General features: G+C 66.3%; 17 protein-coding genes. 5 read left to right on the forward strand and 12 right to left on the reverse strand.

What is annotated here, in order from left to right; translation table 11 throughout:
• Positions 1 to 31: 31 nt before the first annotated feature.
• Positions 32 to 1,306 (forward strand): glycosyltransferase 87 family protein, encoded by a 1,275-nt coding sequence (locus OG716_RS28510; RefSeq protein WP_405133681.1) that lies wholly within the window; start codon positions 32 to 34, stop codon positions 1,304 to 1,306.
• Positions 1,307 to 1,366: 60 nt separating this feature from the next.
• On the opposite strand, the gene OG716_RS28515 is transcribed toward OG716_RS28510, so the two are convergent.
• Together OG716_RS28515 and OG716_RS28520 are read right to left on the reverse strand one after the other, a co-directional pair.
• Positions 1,367 to 2,686, reverse strand: a complete 1,320-nt coding sequence (locus tag OG716_RS28515) for a M18 family aminopeptidase (RefSeq protein ID WP_355124041.1) — start codon at positions 2,684 to 2,686, stop codon at positions 1,367 to 1,369.
• Positions 2,687 to 2,784: 98 nt separating this feature from the next.
• Positions 2,785 to 3,222: a MarR family transcriptional regulator gene (locus tag OG716_RS28520; RefSeq protein ID WP_355124039.1), complete on the reverse strand. Its 438-nt coding sequence runs from the start codon at positions 3,220 to 3,222 to the stop codon at positions 2,785 to 2,787.
• A 43-nt stretch (positions 3,223 to 3,265) separates the two neighbouring features.
• On the opposite strand from OG716_RS28520, the gene OG716_RS28525 reads away from it, so the two are divergent.
• Positions 3,266 to 4,357, forward strand: a complete 1,092-nt coding sequence (locus tag OG716_RS28525; protein ID WP_405133682.1) for a substrate-binding domain-containing protein — start codon at positions 3,266 to 3,268, stop codon at positions 4,355 to 4,357.
• 52 nt (positions 4,358 to 4,409) lie between these two features.
• Here the strand turns inward: OG716_RS28525 and purQ are convergent, their stop codons facing one another.
• Both purQ and purS read right to left on the reverse strand, forming a co-directional pair.
• A complete protein-coding gene (purQ, locus tag OG716_RS28530) occupies positions 4,410 to 5,087 on the reverse strand; it encodes a phosphoribosylformylglycinamidine synthase subunit PurQ (protein WP_327143476.1) in 678 nt (225 codons plus the stop codon).
• On the reverse strand, positions 5,084 to 5,317 hold the full coding sequence (gene purS, locus OG716_RS28535) for a phosphoribosylformylglycinamidine synthase subunit PurS (protein WP_327143475.1): 234 nt from the start codon (positions 5,315 to 5,317) through the stop codon (positions 5,084 to 5,086). Before purS ends, purQ begins: the two co-directional genes overlap by 4 nt.
• A 135-nt stretch (positions 5,318 to 5,452) precedes the next feature.
• Here purS and OG716_RS28540 point away from each other — a divergent pair, with 135 nt between their 5' ends.
• Entirely contained in the window at positions 5,453 to 6,097 is a 645-nt protein-coding gene (locus OG716_RS28540; RefSeq protein ID WP_355124033.1) for an MBL fold metallo-hydrolase, read from the forward strand.
• Positions 6,098 to 6,175: 78 nt separating this feature from the next.
• On the opposite strand, the gene OG716_RS28545 is transcribed toward OG716_RS28540, so the two are convergent.
• From OG716_RS28545 to OG716_RS28555, 3 genes are read right to left on the reverse strand one after another with little or no spacing between them, the layout of a single operon-like run.
• Positions 6,176 to 7,534, reverse strand: a complete 1,359-nt coding sequence (locus OG716_RS28545; protein ID WP_405133683.1) for a dipeptidase — start codon at positions 7,532 to 7,534, stop codon at positions 6,176 to 6,178.
• A gap of 33 nt (positions 7,535 to 7,567) precedes the next feature.
• On the reverse strand, positions 7,568 to 8,002 hold the full coding sequence (locus OG716_RS28550; protein ID WP_405133684.1) for a hypothetical protein: 435 nt from the start codon (positions 8,000 to 8,002) through the stop codon (positions 7,568 to 7,570).
• Positions 7,999 to 9,423, reverse strand: coding sequence for an APC family permease (locus OG716_RS28555; RefSeq protein ID WP_405133685.1), 1,425 nt, complete (start codon positions 9,421 to 9,423; stop codon positions 7,999 to 8,001). Before OG716_RS28555 ends, OG716_RS28550 begins: the two co-directional genes overlap by 4 nt.
• A gap of 195 nt (positions 9,424 to 9,618) precedes the next feature.
• Here OG716_RS28555 and OG716_RS28560 point away from each other — a divergent pair, with 195 nt between their 5' ends.
• Positions 9,619 to 11,016 carry a glutamate decarboxylase gene (locus OG716_RS28560; protein WP_405133686.1) on the forward strand — a complete coding sequence of 466 codons (1,398 nt, stop codon included), beginning with the start codon at positions 9,619 to 9,621 and terminating at the stop codon, positions 11,014 to 11,016.
• 39 nt (positions 11,017 to 11,055) lie between these two features.
• Here OG716_RS28560 and OG716_RS28565 read toward each other — a convergent pair whose 3' ends face one another.
• Positions 11,056 to 13,230, reverse strand: coding sequence for a S9 family peptidase (locus OG716_RS28565; protein ID WP_405133687.1), 2,175 nt, complete (start codon positions 13,228 to 13,230; stop codon positions 11,056 to 11,058).
• Positions 13,231 to 13,300: 70 nt separating this feature from the next.
• A complete protein-coding gene (locus tag OG716_RS28570) occupies positions 13,301 to 13,510 on the reverse strand; it encodes a hypothetical protein (RefSeq protein WP_355124021.1) in 210 nt (69 codons plus the stop codon).
• 125 nt (positions 13,511 to 13,635) lie between these two features.
• On the opposite strand from OG716_RS28570, the gene OG716_RS28575 reads away from it, so the two are divergent.
• Entirely contained in the window at positions 13,636 to 13,854 is a 219-nt protein-coding gene (locus tag OG716_RS28575; RefSeq protein ID WP_405133688.1) for a DUF397 domain-containing protein, read from the forward strand.
• 24 nt (positions 13,855 to 13,878) lie between these two features.
• On the opposite strand, the gene OG716_RS28580 is transcribed toward OG716_RS28575, so the two are convergent.
• The 3 genes from OG716_RS28580 to purB form a co-directional block, all read right to left on the reverse strand.
• Complete coding sequence (locus tag OG716_RS28580; protein ID WP_405133689.1) at positions 13,879 to 14,838, reverse strand: alpha/beta hydrolase; 960 nt, start codon at positions 14,836 to 14,838, stop codon at positions 13,879 to 13,881.
• A gap of 128 nt (positions 14,839 to 14,966) precedes the next feature.
• Positions 14,967 to 15,404, reverse strand: a complete 438-nt coding sequence (locus tag OG716_RS28585; protein WP_355124017.1) for an HIT domain-containing protein — start codon at positions 15,402 to 15,404, stop codon at positions 14,967 to 14,969.
• A 73-nt stretch (positions 15,405 to 15,477) separates the two neighbouring features.
• A complete protein-coding gene (gene purB, locus OG716_RS28590) occupies positions 15,478 to 16,899 on the reverse strand; it encodes an adenylosuccinate lyase (protein WP_405133690.1) in 1,422 nt (473 codons plus the stop codon).
• Positions 16,900 to 17,075 lie beyond the last annotated feature (176 nt).

Below are 17,075 nucleotides of genomic sequence, written 5' to 3' on the forward strand. Positions count from 1 at the left end.
CGGAGGCCAAAGATACAGCTAGTCTGTCCCGGTGAACGAACGATCCGGGCTGGCGGATCCGGCGGAGAAGCCTGCGCCCACGCCGAGAAGCTCTACGCTGTCGCGGCAGCAGGTTCAGCTGCTCGCTATCGCCGTGGTGCTGTTCGCGGTGTCGGCGGGGATCAGTTATGCCGCCAAGTTCTGGCACGGATATATCGACCTGCAGGTGTACCGCAATGGTGCGCGGGCCTGGCTCGACAACAAGGATCTCTACGGTCCGATGCCGCCGGTGTACGGGCTCGGACTGCCGTTCACCTATCCCCCGCTGGCCGCGCTGTTCTTCGCGCCGCTGGCGATCATGCCGCTGGTGATTTCCGAGTGGGCGGTGCTGGCGACCTCGGTCATCGCACTGGGCGTGACGCTGTGGGTGGTGCTGGATCGGCTGCGGCCGAGCCTGCCGCGGGCGACCCGGCTGGCCGTTGTGGCCGGCGGGGTCGGTCTGCTGCAGTTGCTGGAACCGATTCGCCAGACCTACGGGTTCGGGCAGATCAATCTGGTGCTGATGGCGGCCATCACCCTGGATTGCCTGGTGCGCAAGCCGTTCTGGCCGCGCGGCATGCTGATCGGCATCGCGGTGTCGGTGAAGCTGACGCCCGCGGGCTATCTGCTGTACTTCCTGCTGCGCAAGGACTGGAAGGGCGCGGCCACGCTGGTGCTCTCCACCGCCGGTGCGGTCATCGTGGGTTTCGCACTGTTCCCGCATGATTCGGTGCAGTACTGGTTCCACACCATCTCCGATACCGGGCGCATCGGACCGCCCTGGTTCGCGGGCAATCAATCCCTGAAGGGTTTCGCCTACCGGCTGGGTGTCTCCGATTCGATGGCGACGCTCATCTGGCTGGCGCTGTCGGTGCTGGCCGTGGCGCTGGCCGCGATCTGGATGAAGCGGCTGTTCTCCGTGGACGCGAACGCCGCCGCACTGCTGGTGAATGCCGGTGCCGTACTGCTGGTTTCGCCGGTGTCGTGGTCACACCACTGGGTGTGGATCGCGCCGGCGCTGCTGGTGGCCGCCGATGCCATCGCCCGCGGTCGCCGCAATCCGGCGTTCCTCACCGCGGTGTTCGTGGCGACCGTCATGTTCGCCATCGGCCCGCAGTGGTTGCTGCCGCACGATCACGATCGGGAACTGGCCTGGGCCTGGTGGCAGCAGATCATCGGGAGCAGCTACGTGCTGTTCACGCTGGGCGCCTTCATCGTCGCCGCCCTGACCTACCGCCCGGTGCGGGACTCGGCGTCGCTCGAAGAGCAGGCCGAGAGCCCGGCATAGCCACTGCCACAACACTTCCGGATCGCGCCGACCGCTTGCTGCGGTCGGCGCGATCTTTTTCTACCGAGCCTCGTCGGGCGTGAGGAACGCGGCCAGGGCGGCCGCGTAGGCGGGAACGTCTGCGGCGCCCATCATTTCGCGGGCGGAGTGCATGGCCAGCTGGGCCGCACCCACATCCACGGTCGGCATGCCGGTGGCGGCCGCCGTCATCGGCCCGATGGTGGAACCACAGGGCAGATCGGCGCGGTGGACATAGCGCTGCAGCGGTACGCCTGCCTGCGCGCAGGCCAGGGCGAACGCACCCGCACCGGCCGCATCGGTCGCGTAGCGCAGGTTCTGATTGACCTTCAGCACCGGACCGCCGCCGACCTCGATGCGGTGCATGGGCTCGTGCCGGTCGGGGTAGTTGGGGTGGGTCGCATGCGCCATATCGCCGGAGGCGCAGACGGATCCGGCGATGGCCGCCAGGTATTCGGCCCGGCCGCCGCCGCGAGTCAGCACAATGCGCTCCAAAACCGTGGGCAGCAGCCCGGATTGGGCGCCCCGATCGGATTGGCTGCCGACCTCTTCGTGATCGAACATGGCGAGCACCGGCACCGCGGCGCCCGGTTCGGCGACGGCGGCCAGGAAGGCGCGCAATCCGGCGTAGCAGGTGCCCTGATTGTCCAGGCGCGGTGCGCTGATCAGATCCAGATCGCGGCCGATGAGCTTGGACGGCACCAGATCATGGGTCATGAGCTCCCAGCCCAGCACCGCATTCGCTTCGATGCCGGAGCGTTCGGCGATGAAGGCCAGGAATGAGCGCGGCTCCCCGCCGATCCCCCACACCGCGTTCACATGCCGCTGCGGATCCAGGGTGACCCCGCGCCGGTCCTCGGACAGGTGGATTGCCAGCTGCGGCACCCGCAGGATCGGTTCGTCGATGCGAATCAGGCGCTCCCGCACCATATTTCCGTCGCGAATCGACAGGCGTCCGGAGATGCCGAGATCGCGGTCCAGCCACGAATTGAGCCAGGCCCCGCCGTAGGGTTCGAGGCCGACCATCTGCCAGCCCGCCACCGCGGTATCGGGATGCTGTTTGACCCGCAGATTCGGGCTGTCGGTATGCGCGCCGACCACGCGGAACGGGGTGGCCTGCCCGGTGCGGAATCCGGTGGGCGCGCCCGGGCCGCCATCGGACCAGGCGACCAGCGAACCGCTGCGCACCACGTAGTAGCGCCCCGCGCTACTCGAGGGCCAGGGCGCGGATTCCGAGAGCCGGGTGAAGCCGTGATCGTCGAGTTCGGCGGCGACGGTGCGGCATACATGAAACGGCGACGGAGAGGCGTCGATGAATTCGCACAGTCCGGCGGCGGTCGCGGTGGTCTCGGCAACTGGCATGACTGCGATCCTAAGCATTCACAGTTCAGTTTTCGCCGACGGTCGGCCTATCCGCCCGCCCGCGCGTGTAGCCCCGGAATCCGCATACTGCCCCGGAATCAATGCGACAGCGGAAGATCCGAGACCCGCTCCAGCAGCCGCAACAGCTCCACGTAGTCGTCCCCGCCGAAGTGGCGGCGCAGCTCGGCCTCGGCGCGCATCTCCTCGATGCGCACCTCGTCCACCAGGTCGGCCCCGCGCCGGCTCAGCCCGATGAGGATGCGGCGGCGGTCATCGGCGGCGGCGACCCGGAAGATGAGACCGCGCTCGGCCAGATGGTCGGCGTGCCGGGTAGCGGAGGACGGTGGAAGTTGCGTGCGCACGGCCAGTTCGCTCATGGTGATACCGGTATCGCAGGAGAGGTTCGTCAGCATGCACCATTGATCGGCGGTCAGCCGCCTGGCGCACAGTGCGGCGTCGAGGTGACGAAGCCAACTGCGCTCCGCCGCCCGCAGCGCTCCGTGCAACGTGGATATTCCACCTAGAATTGTCGCCATAAGCCCGCCCATCAAATTGCTCGAACGAGGGGAAGGGTATCCGATGACCCCGTTCCGCGGCAGCCCCGAAAACTGTATCGAGATCCTGAACATAGTTCCGCTACAGGGCCCCGGCGGTATCTTCGCCCCTTCCTGCGAGGCCGCCATTTCATTGGCTGCCGAAGAAATCAACAGTGGCACAGGAATTCTCGGGCGTGAATTGCGTGTCACCCACATTGACGGCGGGCGGGAACCGGCCGAGGTGGCGCGCGAGGTGTCGGCGTTGCTGGCCACCGGAATGGTGCATGCGATTACCGGCTGGCACACCTCGGCGGTGCGGCGGGCGGTGACGCGGGTGACCGCCGGGCGAGTGCCCTACCTTTTCGCCACCGACCACGAGGGATTGGACGTGGTGCCGCCCGGCCTGTTCCTGGTCGGCTCGGATCCGGCGCGTCAACTACTGCCCGCGCTGCGCTGGCTGCGGCGGGAGCTGGGGGCGCGGCGCTGGGCGATCATCGGCAACGATTATGTGTGGCCGCGGCGTACGGCCGCGGCGGTGCGGGCGGAATTGGGTGCGCACGGGGGCATCGCGCTGGAGAAGTTCGTGCCGCTGGAGAAGTTCGTGCCATTCGGTACCGAGGATTTCGGCGACTTTCTCGCCGATCCGCGACTGGACCGTTGTGATGGGGTGATCGTGCTCTTGGTCGGCGCCGACGTTGCCCGATTTAACCGACAATTCGCCCTAATCGGACGCGATGAGTCGCAACTGCGCGTCAGTCCGGCCGTGGATGACAATGTGCTGCTCGCCGCGGGCGCCAATGCCAACCGGAATCTCTATGTGCCGTCGAGTTTCTTCGTGAACGGTCCGGCCAACCGGGAACGGCTGGATCGCTACCGGCGACTGCACGGCGAGTTCGCACCCGCCCTCACCAACTTCAGCAATACCGAATACGAGGCGCTGCACGCGCTCCGGGCCATGGCACATGCGGCGGGCAGCCTGGATGTCCGAGGCCTGCACAATGCGGTCGCGAATGGGCCCGTGCTCGAAACACCTTCGGGCAGGCTCGGTTTCGACGGCAGCCAATTGCTGTTCCCGAGCTACATAGCCCGCGCCGACGGCATCCGATTCGACGTCCTGGACCGCATCTGCGCCTGAAAACGAAAGGCCCGCAACACCGATGGTGTCGCGGGCCCTCGTGAGTATCGGACTAGGCCGAGACGAGGGCGTCCAGGACCGAGAAGAACATGCCGAGACCGTCATCGCTCGGACCGGTCAGCGCCTCGGTGGCGTGCTCCGGGTGCGGCATGAGGCCCACGATGCGGCCGTTGGCCGAGGTGATGCCCGCGATACCGCGCTGCGAACCGTTCGGATTGTCGCCCGAGTAGCGGAACACCACGCGGCCTTCGCCTTCGAGCTCGTCGAGCGTGGCCTGGGACGCCTGGTAGCGGCCCTCACCGGACTTGAGCGGGACCAGGATCTGCGCGCCGGGCTCGTACCGCGAGGTCCATGCGGTGTCCGCATTGTCCACGGTCAGCCACTGGTCGCGGCAGATGAAGTGCAGGCCCTCGTTGCGGGTCAGCACACCGGGCAGCAGACCTGCCTCGCACAGGATCTGGAAGCCGTTGCAGATGCCCAGCACCGGCAGGCCCTGGCCGGCGGCCTCGATGACCTTCTCCATGACCGGCGCGAACCGGGCGATGGCGCCGGTGCGCAGGTAGTCCCCGTAGGAGAAGCCGCCGGGCACGATGACCGCGTCGACACCCTTCAGGTCGGCGTCACCGTGCCAGAGGCTGACCGCCTCGGCGCCGGCGAGCTTCACCGCGCGGGCGGCGTCGACATCGTCCAGGGTGCCCGGGAAGGTGATGACTCCGATGCGCGCAGTCACAGCCGCACCACTTTCCAGTCCTCGATGACGGTATTGGCGAGCAGCGATTCGGCGATCTGCTCGAGCTCGGCGTCGCTCACGTCCTCGGCCACATCCAGCTCGAAGCGCTTGCCCTGCCGCACCTCCGAGATGCCGGGGTGACCCAGGCGCCCCAGCGCACCGACAATGGCCTGACCCTGCGGATCCAGGATTTCGGCCTTCGGCATCACCTCGACCACGACACGTGCCACGCGTTGCTCCTCAGCTGGTGGGGCGGGCCCGGGCGCAGTGCTCTTCAACAGTGCGGCCGAGCGGGGGTTTCGCAGATCAGCGTAGTTGGCGCGACCCGGATGCCCTCCGCCGGGTCGAGGACTACCGTTTCCCTCATGCGGATAGCCCATTTCGGACACTCATGCATTCTGGTGGAGCTGAACGGCGCGAAGATCCTGTTCGATCCCGGTAATTTCTCGCACGGGTTCGAGGGCATCACCGGACTCGACGCCATTGCCGTCACGCATCAGCATCCCGATCACATCTGCCCCAATCGCATCGAGGCGCTCATCGACGCCAACCCGCAGGCCCGGCTGCTGTCGGACCCGCAGACCGCCCAGCAGCGCGGGGAGCCGTGGGAGGCCGTGCAGGCGGGCAATGTGCTGAAGGTCAAGGATGTGCAGATCACCGGCGGCGGTGGCCGGCACGCGGTCATCCACCCGGAGATCCCGGTCATCGACAACACGGTCTTCCAGCTCGGCACCCCGGACGATCCGGCCCAGCTGGTGCACCCCGGCGACTCGCTCTGGGTGCCGCCGGTTCCGGTGGGCGTCCTAGCGCTGCCCGCGGTCGCGCCGTGGATGCGGATCAGCGAGGCGGTCGACTACCTGCGCGCGGTGAATCCGCGCACCGCCTTCCCCATCCACTTCGGCATCATCGAACCGGCCGCACAGGGCATCTACTTCGGCCGCCTCAATGAAATGGCGCCCTCCAACACCGAATTCCAGGTCATCCAGGCCGAGGACCACACCGAGTTCTGAGCTGCGCCACAGACATACGCGTGCCCGCTGCGTTGTGCAGCGGGCACGCGTGTCCGTCGGCGCGGTTACCGGTTCCGGCTACCCCGTGTAGGAGGCGAGGAACAGGGCCTCCGCCAGGGCCATATGCTCGATCTCGGTGGGGTCGACGCTCTCATTGGGTGCGTGGATCAGGCATTTGGGCTCTTCGACGCCCATCAGCATGATCTCGGCCTCGGGGTAGGTGTCGGCGAAGACATTGCAGAGCGGGATGGAGCCGCCCTGGCCCGAGGTGGTGGAGGGGCGGCCGTAGGCGGCGGCGAAGGCGCCCTCCATGGCGGTGCGGGCGGGCCCGTGCGTGCTGCCGACGAACGGGGAGCCGGTGGCCTCGGTCTCGATGGTCACATTGGCATGCCAGGGCGTATTCGATTGCAGGTGCGCCGTAAGGGCTTTCAGCGCCTGCTGCGGATCGGTACCGGGCGGGATGCGCAGATTCAGGCGGGCCCGGGCCTTGGGCTGGATGGCGGCGGCGGAGCCCACCACCGGCGGCACGTCCATACCGAGCACGGTGAGTGCCGGTCGCGCCCACAGCATATCGGAGACGGTGCCGCTGCCGAGCAGGTCGACGCCCTCGAGAACACCAGCGTCGGAACGGAATTGGTCTTCGGGGTACTGTGCGCCGTCCCATTTCTGGTCACTGGTGAGACCCTCGACGGTGGTATTGCCGTCGGCATCGCGCAGGGTGGACAGCAGCTGGATCAGCGCCGCCAGCGCATCCGGGGCGGGACCGCCGAACATGCCGGAATGCATGGAACCGGAGAGGGTTTCGACGGTCACCACCACGTTCACATTGCCGCGCAGGGTCTGCGTGAAGGTGGGCACGCCGACCGCGAAATTGCCGCAGTCGCAGATCAGCAGGGTGTCCGCGCGCAGCAGCTCCACATTCTTCGGCACGAAGGCTTCCAGCCCGCCCGTGCCCTGCTCCTCGGAACCCTCTGCCACCAGCGTCAATCCGACGGGAAACCTATCGCCGGACACCTTCCGCAGTGCGCGCAGGGCGGTGAGGTGCGTGACGATATTGCCCTTGCAGTCGGCGCTGCCACGGCCGTACCAGCGGCCGTCCTTCTCGGTGAGCTCCCAGACGGGAGTCTGCCATTCGGCGTCACCGAGCGGCGGCTGCACGTCGTAGTGGCAGTAGAGCATGATCGTCGGCGCACCGGGCGGGGCCGGATAGCGCGCGACCACCGCATTGCTGCCGTCCGGCGTCTCGTGCAGCCCCACATCCGTGAGTCCCTCGGCGGCAAAGGCATCGGCCACCCACTGCGCCGTCTTCAGGCACTCCTCCACCGGGAACTGCCGGGCGTCGTACACGGACCTGTACGAAACAAGTTCGGTGAGATCGCTTTTCGCCCGCGGCATGAGTTCCCGCACCGCGGACCGCAACGCTTCGGTATCGGTCATTTCGTCTCCTCCATCAGTGCTCCGTATCCGATGTCACTGTGCCTTCTTCAGGTTGCCAGTCTCCTCCAGATACGCGGCAAGCTTGTCCGGGCAATAGGTTTCGATGGCGATCGAGGTCGCGGTGAAGACATCGCGATCGGCGATGACCGGACGCGTGCCGGGACCGCCGGCGCCATTGGTGATCGCCGCCTGATACTGCGCCTTGATGAGCGGCGAGTGCGGATCCTGGCACAGCAGTCCGCCGTCCTCACCGAGTGAATCGGCGATGACCTTCGGCTCCGGCGAGGTGAAACCCGCTGCGATCAACCGTGATTGCAGTACCTGCGCCCGGCGCAATGCGATTTCACTGTCCCGATCGCGGTGGAAGGCGATCGCGCCGGCAATGGCGATGACCACCAGCACCACCGCCACCGACAGGTACACCAGGCGTCGTGTCGCGTCGGGCGCCCCCGGATGCACGGTCGTCATGCGATGGCCTCCTCGGGTGCGTCGATCTTCCAGCCGGGTTTGCGGAAGCGCATGAACAGGTAGGGAATCAGCAGCCCGACAATGCCCATGCCCAGCCCGATGAGCACCACATAGCTCAGGCCATTGCCGCTGCCGTACTGCGAGGGCGGCACGAAGCCGATGAGGAAGGCCGCCACCGACGAGGTCGCGCCCAGCCCGCACAGTGCGACCAGCGCCGGCGCCCGATAGCCGCGCGGATGGTCGGGTTGGTTGCGGCGCAGGCGAATCGCGGCGGCGAACATGAGCACGTACATGATCAGATACACCTGGGTGGTGATCACCGACAGAATCCAGTAGGCGCTGGAGACGTCGGGGATGAAGGCGTACAGCAGCGCCAGCAGTGTGGTCACCACACCCTGTGCGACGAGCATGTTCTGTTGCACGCCATGCTTGTTCAGGCGCGTCAGGATCGGCGGCAGATAGCCCTCCTGGCGGCCGATGAGCAGCAGCCCCTTGGAGGGTCCGGCCAGCCAGGTGAGCATGCCGCCCAGCGCCGCCGCCACCAGCATCACACCCAATATCGGTGTCAGGAAACCGATGTCGAAGTGATTGAAGAAGCCGTCGAAGGCCTGCATGACGCCGGCGGTGAGGCTCAGGTTCTTGGACGGCACCACCCAGCTGATCACCACGGCGGGCACGATGAAGATCAGCAGCACCAGGCCGACGGCCAGGGCCATGGCCTTCGGGTACTCCTTGCCCGGATTCTTCAGCGAGGACACGTGCACCGCGTTCATCTCCATGCCCGCGTAGGACAGGAAGTTGTTCACGATGAGCACCAGGCTGGCCACACCGGTCCAGGCGGGCAGCAGATGACCGCCGTCCATCGGCGCGGCCGACGGATTGCCCTGCGCCAGGAAGACCAGGCCCAGCACCACCAGCAGCGCGCCCGGAATCAGCGTGCCGATAATGAGCCCCATACTCGACAGTCCCGCAACGGTTTTGGTGCCCTGCGAGGAGACGAAGACCGCCACCCAGTAGATGGTGATGATGACTATGGCCACATAGGTGCCATTGGCCGCCAGCGACGGATTGATGATGTACGCGAAAGTGCTTGCCACATAGGCCAGCAGGCTCGGGTAATAGAAAATGGTCATGGCGAACTGGCACCACACCGCGAGAAATCCCATCGGCTGCGAGAGCCCCTCGCCCACCCATTTGTAGACCCCGCCGGCCCAGCCCGAGGCCAGCTCCGCCGCCACGAAGGCGGTCGGGAGCAGGAACAACAGCGCCGGAATCAAGTAGAGAAATACGCATGCCAGGCCGTACACCGCCATGGTCGGCGAGGACCGCAGGCTGGCCACCGAACTGGTGGTCATCAGGGCCAGCGTCACCCAGGACATGTACTTGGTCGTGGTGGCCTTCGCCGCGGTCACCGTTGCCATGTCCGCCCCCCGCGTGGCACCGTGGCGGACATCACTTGCCCTATGACATGCTGATAGTCCATAGCGCTGAATAGTAACCGTCCAGCAACTATCAATTGATTACGAAACGGTCCACACATCAACCATTTTCACTGATCAATGAGCGTTCGGAATGCATTCAGCAAATAGATGGCTAGTACCGACGCTGGAGGCTGGATGACGGGCAATCCGCACACCGACGACGACGTATTCTCCCTGCCCGGCCTCAGCCGCGGCGCACCCAAGGCCGGCTTCCCCGCGGTGGAAATGGCGCCCGACGCGGCCTATGAGATCGTGCACGGCGAATTGCTGCTGGACGGCGTCTCCCGGATGAACCTGGCCACCTTCTGCACCACCTGGGTCGATGATCAGGCCCGGCGGCTCATGGACGAGGCCATCGGCAAGAACATCGTCGACAAGGACGAGTACCCGCAGACCGCCGAACTCGAGCGGCGCTGCGTCCGCATGATCGCCGACCTGTGGCACGCGCCCGATCCGGAGACCACGCTCGGCACCTCCACCACCGGATCCAGCGAGGCCGCCATGCTGGGCGGGCTGGCCGCGAAATTCCGCTGGCGCAAGCGCGGCGGCACCGGCACCCCCAATTTCGTCTGCGGACCGGTGCAGGTGTGCTGGGAGAAATTCGCCCGCTACTTCGATGTGGAGATCCGCCAGATCCCCTTGCGCGGCAACCGGCTCACCATGCACCCGGACGATGTGGCCGCCTACTGCGATGCGAACACCATCATGGTGGTGCCCACCTTCGGGCAGACCTTCACCGGACTGTTCGAGGATGTCGCCGGCATCAGCAAGGCCCTCGACGATCTACAGCAGAAGACCGGACTCGACATTCCCATACACGTGGACGCGGCCAGCGGCGGCTTCCTCGCCCCGTTCTGCGCACCCGATCTGGTGTGGGACTTCCGGCTGCCGCGCGTGAAATCGATCAATGCCTCCGGGCACAAGACCGGACTGGCGCCGCTGGGCGCGGGCTGGGCCATGTGGCGCAGCGCCGCCGATCTGCCCAAGGAACTCATCTTCGATGTGGATTACCTCGGCGGCAGCATGGCCACCTTCAATCTCAATTTCTCCCGGCCCGGCGGGCAGGTCATCACCCAGTACTACGACTTCATTCGCCTGGGCCGCACCGGCTATCGCAAGGTACAGACGGCGATCTACCTGGCCGCCCAGCATCTCGCGGCCGGGCTGGTCGAACTGGGCATGTTCGAGATGATCCATGACGGCCATCCGGAGCGCGGCATCACCGCCGTCTCGTGGCGGCTGACCGGGGACCGCAATTTCAATCTCTACGACCTGTCCGACCGGCTGCGCACCCGCGGCTGGCTGATCGCGGCGTATCCGCTGCCCGCCGACCGCGGCGACGAGACCATCATGCGGGCGGTGCTGCGGCACGGCTTCACCCGCGATATGGCCGATCTGCTGCTCACCGATGTGGTGCGCAGTCTGCAGCAACTCAACGCACACCCGCTCAGCACCTCGCTCACCCGCAAGGAAGCGGGCGGGTTCACCCACAGTGCCACTGCGGCAGTGCCTTCCGCGGAGCTCCCTGAATAGCGGCGGGGTTCGAGGTACTCCCCCGAACCCCGCGCCGGATCAGTTCGCCGGTTCGGCCTCGGCCAGGCCGACGGTGCCGAGCAGCCAGGAGTACTCGAAGGCGATTTCCTTCCACCGCTCGTAGCGGCCGCTGGGGCCGCCGTGCCCGGAGGTCATATCGGTCTTGAGGATGAGCTGGGAATCGCCGGTCTTGGTGGCGCGCAGCTTCGCGACCCACTTGGCCGGTTCCACGTAGTACACCCGGGTGTCATTGAGACCGGTCATGGCCAGGATCGCCGGATAGTCCTTGGCCTCGACGTTCTCGTACGGCGAGTACGACTTCATGTAGTCGTATACGTCCTTGTCGTCCAACGGATTTCCCCACTCCTCCCATTCGGAGGTGGTGAGCGGCAGCTCCGGAAGCAGCATGGAGGTCAGCGGGTCCACGAACGGCACATTGGTGAGAATGCCCGCGAAGAGTTCGGGCGCGAGATTGGCCACCGCACCCACGAGCAAGCCGCCCGCGCTACCGCCGTCGGCGACCATCCGATCCGGGGTGGTGACGCCGGTGTCGACGAGATGCCGTGCGCAGGAGAGGAAATCGGTGAAGGTGTTCTTCTTGGTGAGCATCTTGCCCTGGTCGTACCAGAACCGGCCCATCTCACCGCCGCCGCGCACATGCGCGACCACGAACACCATGCCGCGATCGAGCACCGACAGCCGGGCGATCGAGAAGCCCGGATCGATACTGGCCTCGTAGGAGCCGTATCCGTAGAGCAGCAACGGTTTCGGACCCGCCGGGGCATCCTTGCGCTGCACGATGGAGATCGGAATCCGGGTGCCGTCCGCGGCCACCGCCCAATCCCGGCGCTGCTCGTAATCGTCCGCGTTGTACTCGCCGAGCACCACCTGCTCCTTGCGCAGCAGCAGCTCTCCGGTCTCGGGCACGTAGTCGAAGATCTGCATCGGCGTGACGAAGGAGGTGAGTCCCATGCGCAGCGTCGGCGTCTCCCACTCCGGATTGCCGCCGAGTCCGGCGGAGAACAGGGTGAGCCCGAAATCGACTTCTTTGAGCTCGCCGTAGCCGTCGGAGGTCAAGGGCCACACCGCAACTCGCGGCAGCGCCTCACGGCGGTAGCTGAGTACCAGTTTGTCGGAGAAGACGTCGACATCCTCGAGCCGCACATCCGCGCGATGCGGGATCAGAATCGTCTGATCCGCCGGATCGGCGAGCGGCGCCTCCGACAGCAGGAAGTTCTCCGACTTCACCCCGTCCACGACATCGTTGTGCAGGATGAGCAGCCTGTCCTCGCCGCCGATCACCGCGTGATCGGCCGAGTACGACACACCCTCACGGCGCGGCAGCAGGACCCGGAACTCGCCCTCCGGATTATCGGACTCCAGGAACCAGACCTCACTGGTGAGTTTCGAATCGGCCCCGATCACCAGGAATTTCTCCGAGCGAGTGGTGCCCACCCCGACCCCGAAGCGCTCATCGGCCTCGTGGAAGACCCGGACATCGGCGCTCGGCTCGGTGCCCAGCCGGTGCCGCCAGATGCTGTCGGGCCGCCAGGACTCGTCGACGGTCACGTAGAAGACGTGCGTACCGTCCAGCGACCAGGTCGCGCCGCCGCCGGTTCCCGGGATCTCGTCGGGCAGCAGTTCGCCGGTCTCCACATTCTTGACGCGCAGGGTGTACCGCTCGTCGCCGACCGTATCGACCGAATAGGCCAGCAGATCGCCCGCCTGGCTCAGCGAGGAGGCGCCGAGTGAGAAGAATTCGTGGCCCTCGGCCAATTCGTTCGAATCCAGCAGCACCTGCTCGCCCGGGATATCGACACCGACCTCCAGCAGCGGCGGCGTCCAGTCGTCCGCATCGGCGATCGGGCAGCGGCAGAACACGCCGTACTGTTTGCCTTCGAAACTGCGCGAGTAGTACCAGTACTTGCCCATCCGGGTGGGCAGCGACAGATCGGTCTCCCGGGTGCGCCCCTTGATCTCCTCGTAGATCTTCTCGCGCAGCGGGGCCAGCGCCTCCGTCTGCGCATCCGTAAAGGCGTTCTCCTCCTCCAAATAGGAGATGACCTCGGGATTCTTCTTCTCCCGCAACCATTCGTAGTCGTCTACGAAGACATCGCCGTGGTGCACGCGCTCGGTCGGCACCCGCTTGGCGATCGGCGCCGAAAGAACCGCGCCGGAATTGGAGGTCGCGCTACCACTGCTGTCCAGAGCCATGGCGACCAGGTTAGTGGTGTGAACCCCCGCCACGCCGCGGACCCTGCCACCTCATCGCGACAACCGGCGGTCAGGCGCGACGGCGCCGGGCCGGGGCCACGTGCTGACAGTGCTCGTACAGGTAGAAGACCGCTGCTTTGCGCCGGGCGCACTGATCGGTGGGACAGCTGCGGTGGATCTGCAGAATGCTGTCCGCCAGTTCCACGTTGAAGCGTTCCGGAACGGCATCGCAGCTGTCGGAGATGGGGGCAGCTCGCTGCTGGGACCATGGCGTGCGCACCACATACCTCCTTCCGCCGACACAGAATGGAATATCCGATCCGGAGGTCGCGCAAACACTGGCATTATGAGTGCGATCCACATCACCGTCCAGTACTCGCCGCTCATCGCACAGGGAGTCCGGAGTTGGAAACAGCGAAGAATCGCGAGATCGAGGCCGACGCCGTCTGGCGGCGTGGCGACGACAATGCGGAGGGCGTCGAAATCGCCTTCCTGTCCAGCGGAAATATCGGCCTGCGGGATTCCCGCAACCCGGACGGGCCGGTGCTGGTGTTCACCCCCGGGGAGTGGCGGGCGTTCGTGGCAGGCGCCAAGGACGGCGAATTCAACCGTCCCGGAGCCTGATCCGCGCCGGGGAGCGGATCGGCGCTAGGCGCCGATCGCCCCGGCGATGGTCGGCCAGGAATCGTGCAGTCCGTCCTGCCAGTACGACCAGGAGTGCGTGCCCACCGGGCTGTAGTCCACGCGCGCAGGGATATTCAGATCCCGCAGCCGCTGCGCGAAGGTGTCGACGCAGGCGTTCACACCGAATTCGATGGGACCGCCGAAGAAGATGTTCTCCGGCAGCTGCGGTTTGATCTCCAGCTCGTGCGGGCCGGGCAGGCCGGTACCGGTGGACAGGTAGATGGTCTTACCGCGCAACCGATCGGCCATCAGCGCCGGATTGTGCTCGGCCCAGGCCGGACTGGTGGGCCCGCCCCACATATTGAACGGATTGCCGCCGCGATTGGCGATGGAGAACATGGTCGCGCCCTGCGCGATGGTGGTGTCCGGGCAGGCGCTGTACCCGGCGACGGCGCGATACAGGTCCGGATGCCGCACCGTGAGAGTGAAGGCCGCATTGCCGCCCATGGACAAACCGCCGATGGCGTTCACCCCGTTACCGGAGAAATAATCGTCGATGAGCGGCGGAAGCTCTTCTGTCAGAAAGGTTTCCCACTTGTACCGGCCGAAGCGCGGATCATCGGAGATCCAGTCGGTGTAGTAGCTGGCCTGCCCGCCCATGGGCAGCACCACATTCACGTTCTTGTCCCGGAAGAAGGGCTCGGCATCGGTGGCATTGGTCCAGGTGCTCTGGGTGGCGCCCGGATCGAGACCGTCGAGCAGATAGAAGCTGGGGCGGGAGCCGCCCCCGGCCGGATGCAGGACCTGCACCTGAATGGTCCGGCCCATCGCGGGCGAATCGATGAACATGGCGGAGCGGTTGGCATTCAGGTCGTCGACCCGGATGACGCTGGCCGCGTGGCCCGTGGCCGGTGGCGCTAACGCCGGACTGAGCAATCCTGCGGCTACTGCTAAAACCGCTGCGGAAACAACTCTTCTACGCATGCCCCACCTCCATCAGCCCACCACGATCGCGTTCCAACGTAACTCGAGTCGCGTGGGGTGCGAGGACTATTCGGTCGATGGCGTGTCCCTGGCAAACCAATTGGTTCGCATATGTTAATGCAAATCAGCTATGAATTGCCAGCGGCGCGCTCCAATACCCCGCGAATAGATCCGGCCAGGTAATCCAGGTCCGCACGGGCCGGAGAGGTGGGCCGCGCCCGCAGCCCGAAACCGTCCCCCGGAGTGCGCGGGATCACATGCAGGTGCACATGGAACACCTCCTGCCCCGCTGTGACACCGTCGGCGAGGAAGAAATTCACCCCGTCGCACTGCACCTCGGAGGCCCGCAGCGCGGCCGCCAGCTGCTGCCCGACCCGAAAGAGCTTGCCGCCCATGGCCGGATCCAGCTCGGCCAGACTGCGCGCCGGAACCTTCGGAATCACCAGCAGATGCCCCGGCGTCACCGGGCGGATATCAAGGAACGCCAGCACATCGTCGTCCTCGTACACCTTGCTCGCCGGCGCCTGCCCGGCAACGATTTCCGAGAAGATCGTGTACGGATTCATACCCGCAGCCTGCCAGAAACACCTCGACCCCGGACCGATGGGCCGGGGTCGAGAGTCGAAAGTTCGCCGCTGCCTACAGAATCGGGGCCGGGGTGTAGCGCGCGGCCTCCGGATTGGCGTCGACCAGCTTCTGCACCTGCGCGATCACGGCGGCCGTCTGCGCCTCGGCGGCGCCGATGAAGGCGGAGCGGTCGGCCAGCGCCGCGTCCAGGGCGGCGCGGTCCAGCGGCATGCGATCGTCGGCGGCCAGGCGATCCAGCAGATCCGGCTCCCGGCCCTGCTCGCGCATGTCCAGGGCCACGGCCACGGCGTGCTCCTTGATGACCTCGTGCGCGGTCTCCCGGCCCACACCGGCCCGGACCGCCGCCATCAGCAGGCGGGTGGTGGCCAGGAACGGCAGGTACCGATCCAGCTCACGGCCGATGACGGCCGGGTAGGCGCCGAATTCGGCCAGGATGGTCAGGAAGGTCTCCATCATGCCGTCGACGGCGAAGAAGGCGTCCGGCAGCGCGACCCGGCGCACCACCGAGCAGAACACATCGCCCTCGTTCCACTGCGCGCCCGCCAGCTCGGCGCCCATCGAGGCGTAGCCGCGCAGAATGACCTGCAGCCCGTTGACCCGCTCGGCGGAACGGGAGTTCATCTTGTGCGGCATGGCCGAGGAACCGACCTGCCCCTTCTGGAAGCCCTCGGTGACCAGCTCGTTTCCAGCCATCAGGCGAATGGTGTGCGCGAAAGACGAAGGGCCCGCACCGATCTGGACCAGCGCGGAGAGCACATCGTGATCCAGCGAGCGCGGGTACACCTGGCCGACGCTGGTGAAGACATTCTTGAAACCGAGGTGGTGCGCCACCTTCTGCTCCAGCTGCGCCAGCTTGGCCGCATCGCCGTCCAGCAGATCGAGCATGTCCTGCGCGGTGCCCATCGGGCCCTTGATGCCGCGCAGCGGATAGCGGTCGATCAGCTCCTGCACGCGGGTGAGCGCGATGAGCAGCTCATCGGCCGCGGAGGCGAAACGCTTGCCGAGGGTGGTGGCCTGCGCCGCCACATTATGCGAGCGGCCGGCCATCACCAGCGACTGGTATTCGGCTGCCCGCTCGGCCAGCCGGGCGGCGATCGCCACGCCGTGCGCGTACACATGCTCCAGCGAGAGCCGGATCTGCAACTGCTCGACATTCTCGGTGAGGTCGCGCGAGGTCATGCCCTTGTGCACATGCTCATGCCCGGCAAGGGCATTGAACTCCTCGATGCGCGCCTTCACATCGTGCCGGGTCACGCGCTCCCGCTCGGCGATCGACTTCAGATCGACCTGATCGACAACCCGCTCGTAGTCCTCGACGACCCCGGCCGGCACCTCGATACCGAGTTCGGACTGAGCGCGCAGCACCTCCAGCCACAGCCGCCGCTCGAGAACGATCTTGTTCTCGGGCGACCACAACTGAACCAGCGCGGGGCTGGCATAACGGGTGGCGAGGACGTTCGGCACAGAGGTCACTGTGCTTATTTTGCCCTCCGCTTCGCTCCGGGCGGTTCGCGGCCCCTGGTGTCTCGTGCTGTGTTCAATTTGCCTCCGCTTCGCTCCGGCGGTTCGCGGCCCTGGGAGTCTCGTTCTTCCCTCCCTCCGCTCCTCCGCTGCGCTCCCCCGCTCCACTCAGTCCAGAACGAGACGGG

Source organism: Nocardia sp. NBC_01388 (genome assembly GCF_045040085.1).
Lineage (GTDB): Bacteria > Actinomycetota > Actinomycetes > Mycobacteriales > Mycobacteriaceae > Nocardia.

Bases quoted from the DNA above. Each gene is read 5' to 3' on its own strand.
- OG716_RS28585 (WP_355124017.1), bottom strand. From the start codon at position 15,404: ATGAATCCGTACACGATCTTCTCGGAAATCGTTGCCGGGCAGGCGCCG.
- OG716_RS28565 (WP_405133687.1), bottom strand. From the start codon at position 13,230: ATGGCTCTGGACAGCAGTGGTAGCGCGACCTCCAATTCCGGCGCGGTT.
- OG716_RS28580 (WP_405133689.1), bottom strand. From the start codon at position 14,838: ATGCGTAGAAGAGTTGTTTCCGCAGCGGTTTTAGCAGTAGCCGCAGGA.
- OG716_RS28520 (WP_355124039.1), bottom strand. From the start codon at position 3,222: ATGGCGACAATTCTAGGTGGAATATCCACGTTGCACGGAGCGCTGCGG.
- OG716_RS28540 (WP_355124033.1), top strand. From the start codon at position 5,453: ATGCGGATAGCCCATTTCGGACACTCATGCATTCTGGTGGAGCTGAAC.
- OG716_RS28545 (WP_405133683.1), bottom strand. From the start codon at position 7,534: ATGACCGATACCGAAGCGTTGCGGTCCGCGGTGCGGGAACTCATGCCG.
- OG716_RS28525 (WP_405133682.1), top strand. From the start codon at position 3,266: ATGACCCCGTTCCGCGGCAGCCCCGAAAACTGTATCGAGATCCTGAAC.
- OG716_RS28555 (WP_405133685.1), bottom strand. From the start codon at position 9,423: ATGGCAACGGTGACCGCGGCGAAGGCCACCACGACCAAGTACATGTCC.
- OG716_RS28515 (WP_355124041.1), bottom strand. From the start codon at position 2,686: ATGCCAGTTGCCGAGACCACCGCGACCGCCGCCGGACTGTGCGAATTC.
- OG716_RS28550 (WP_405133684.1), bottom strand. From the start codon at position 8,002: ATGACGACCGTGCATCCGGGGGCGCCCGACGCGACACGACGCCTGGTG.
- OG716_RS28560 (WP_405133686.1), top strand. From the start codon at position 9,619: ATGACGGGCAATCCGCACACCGACGACGACGTATTCTCCCTGCCCGGC.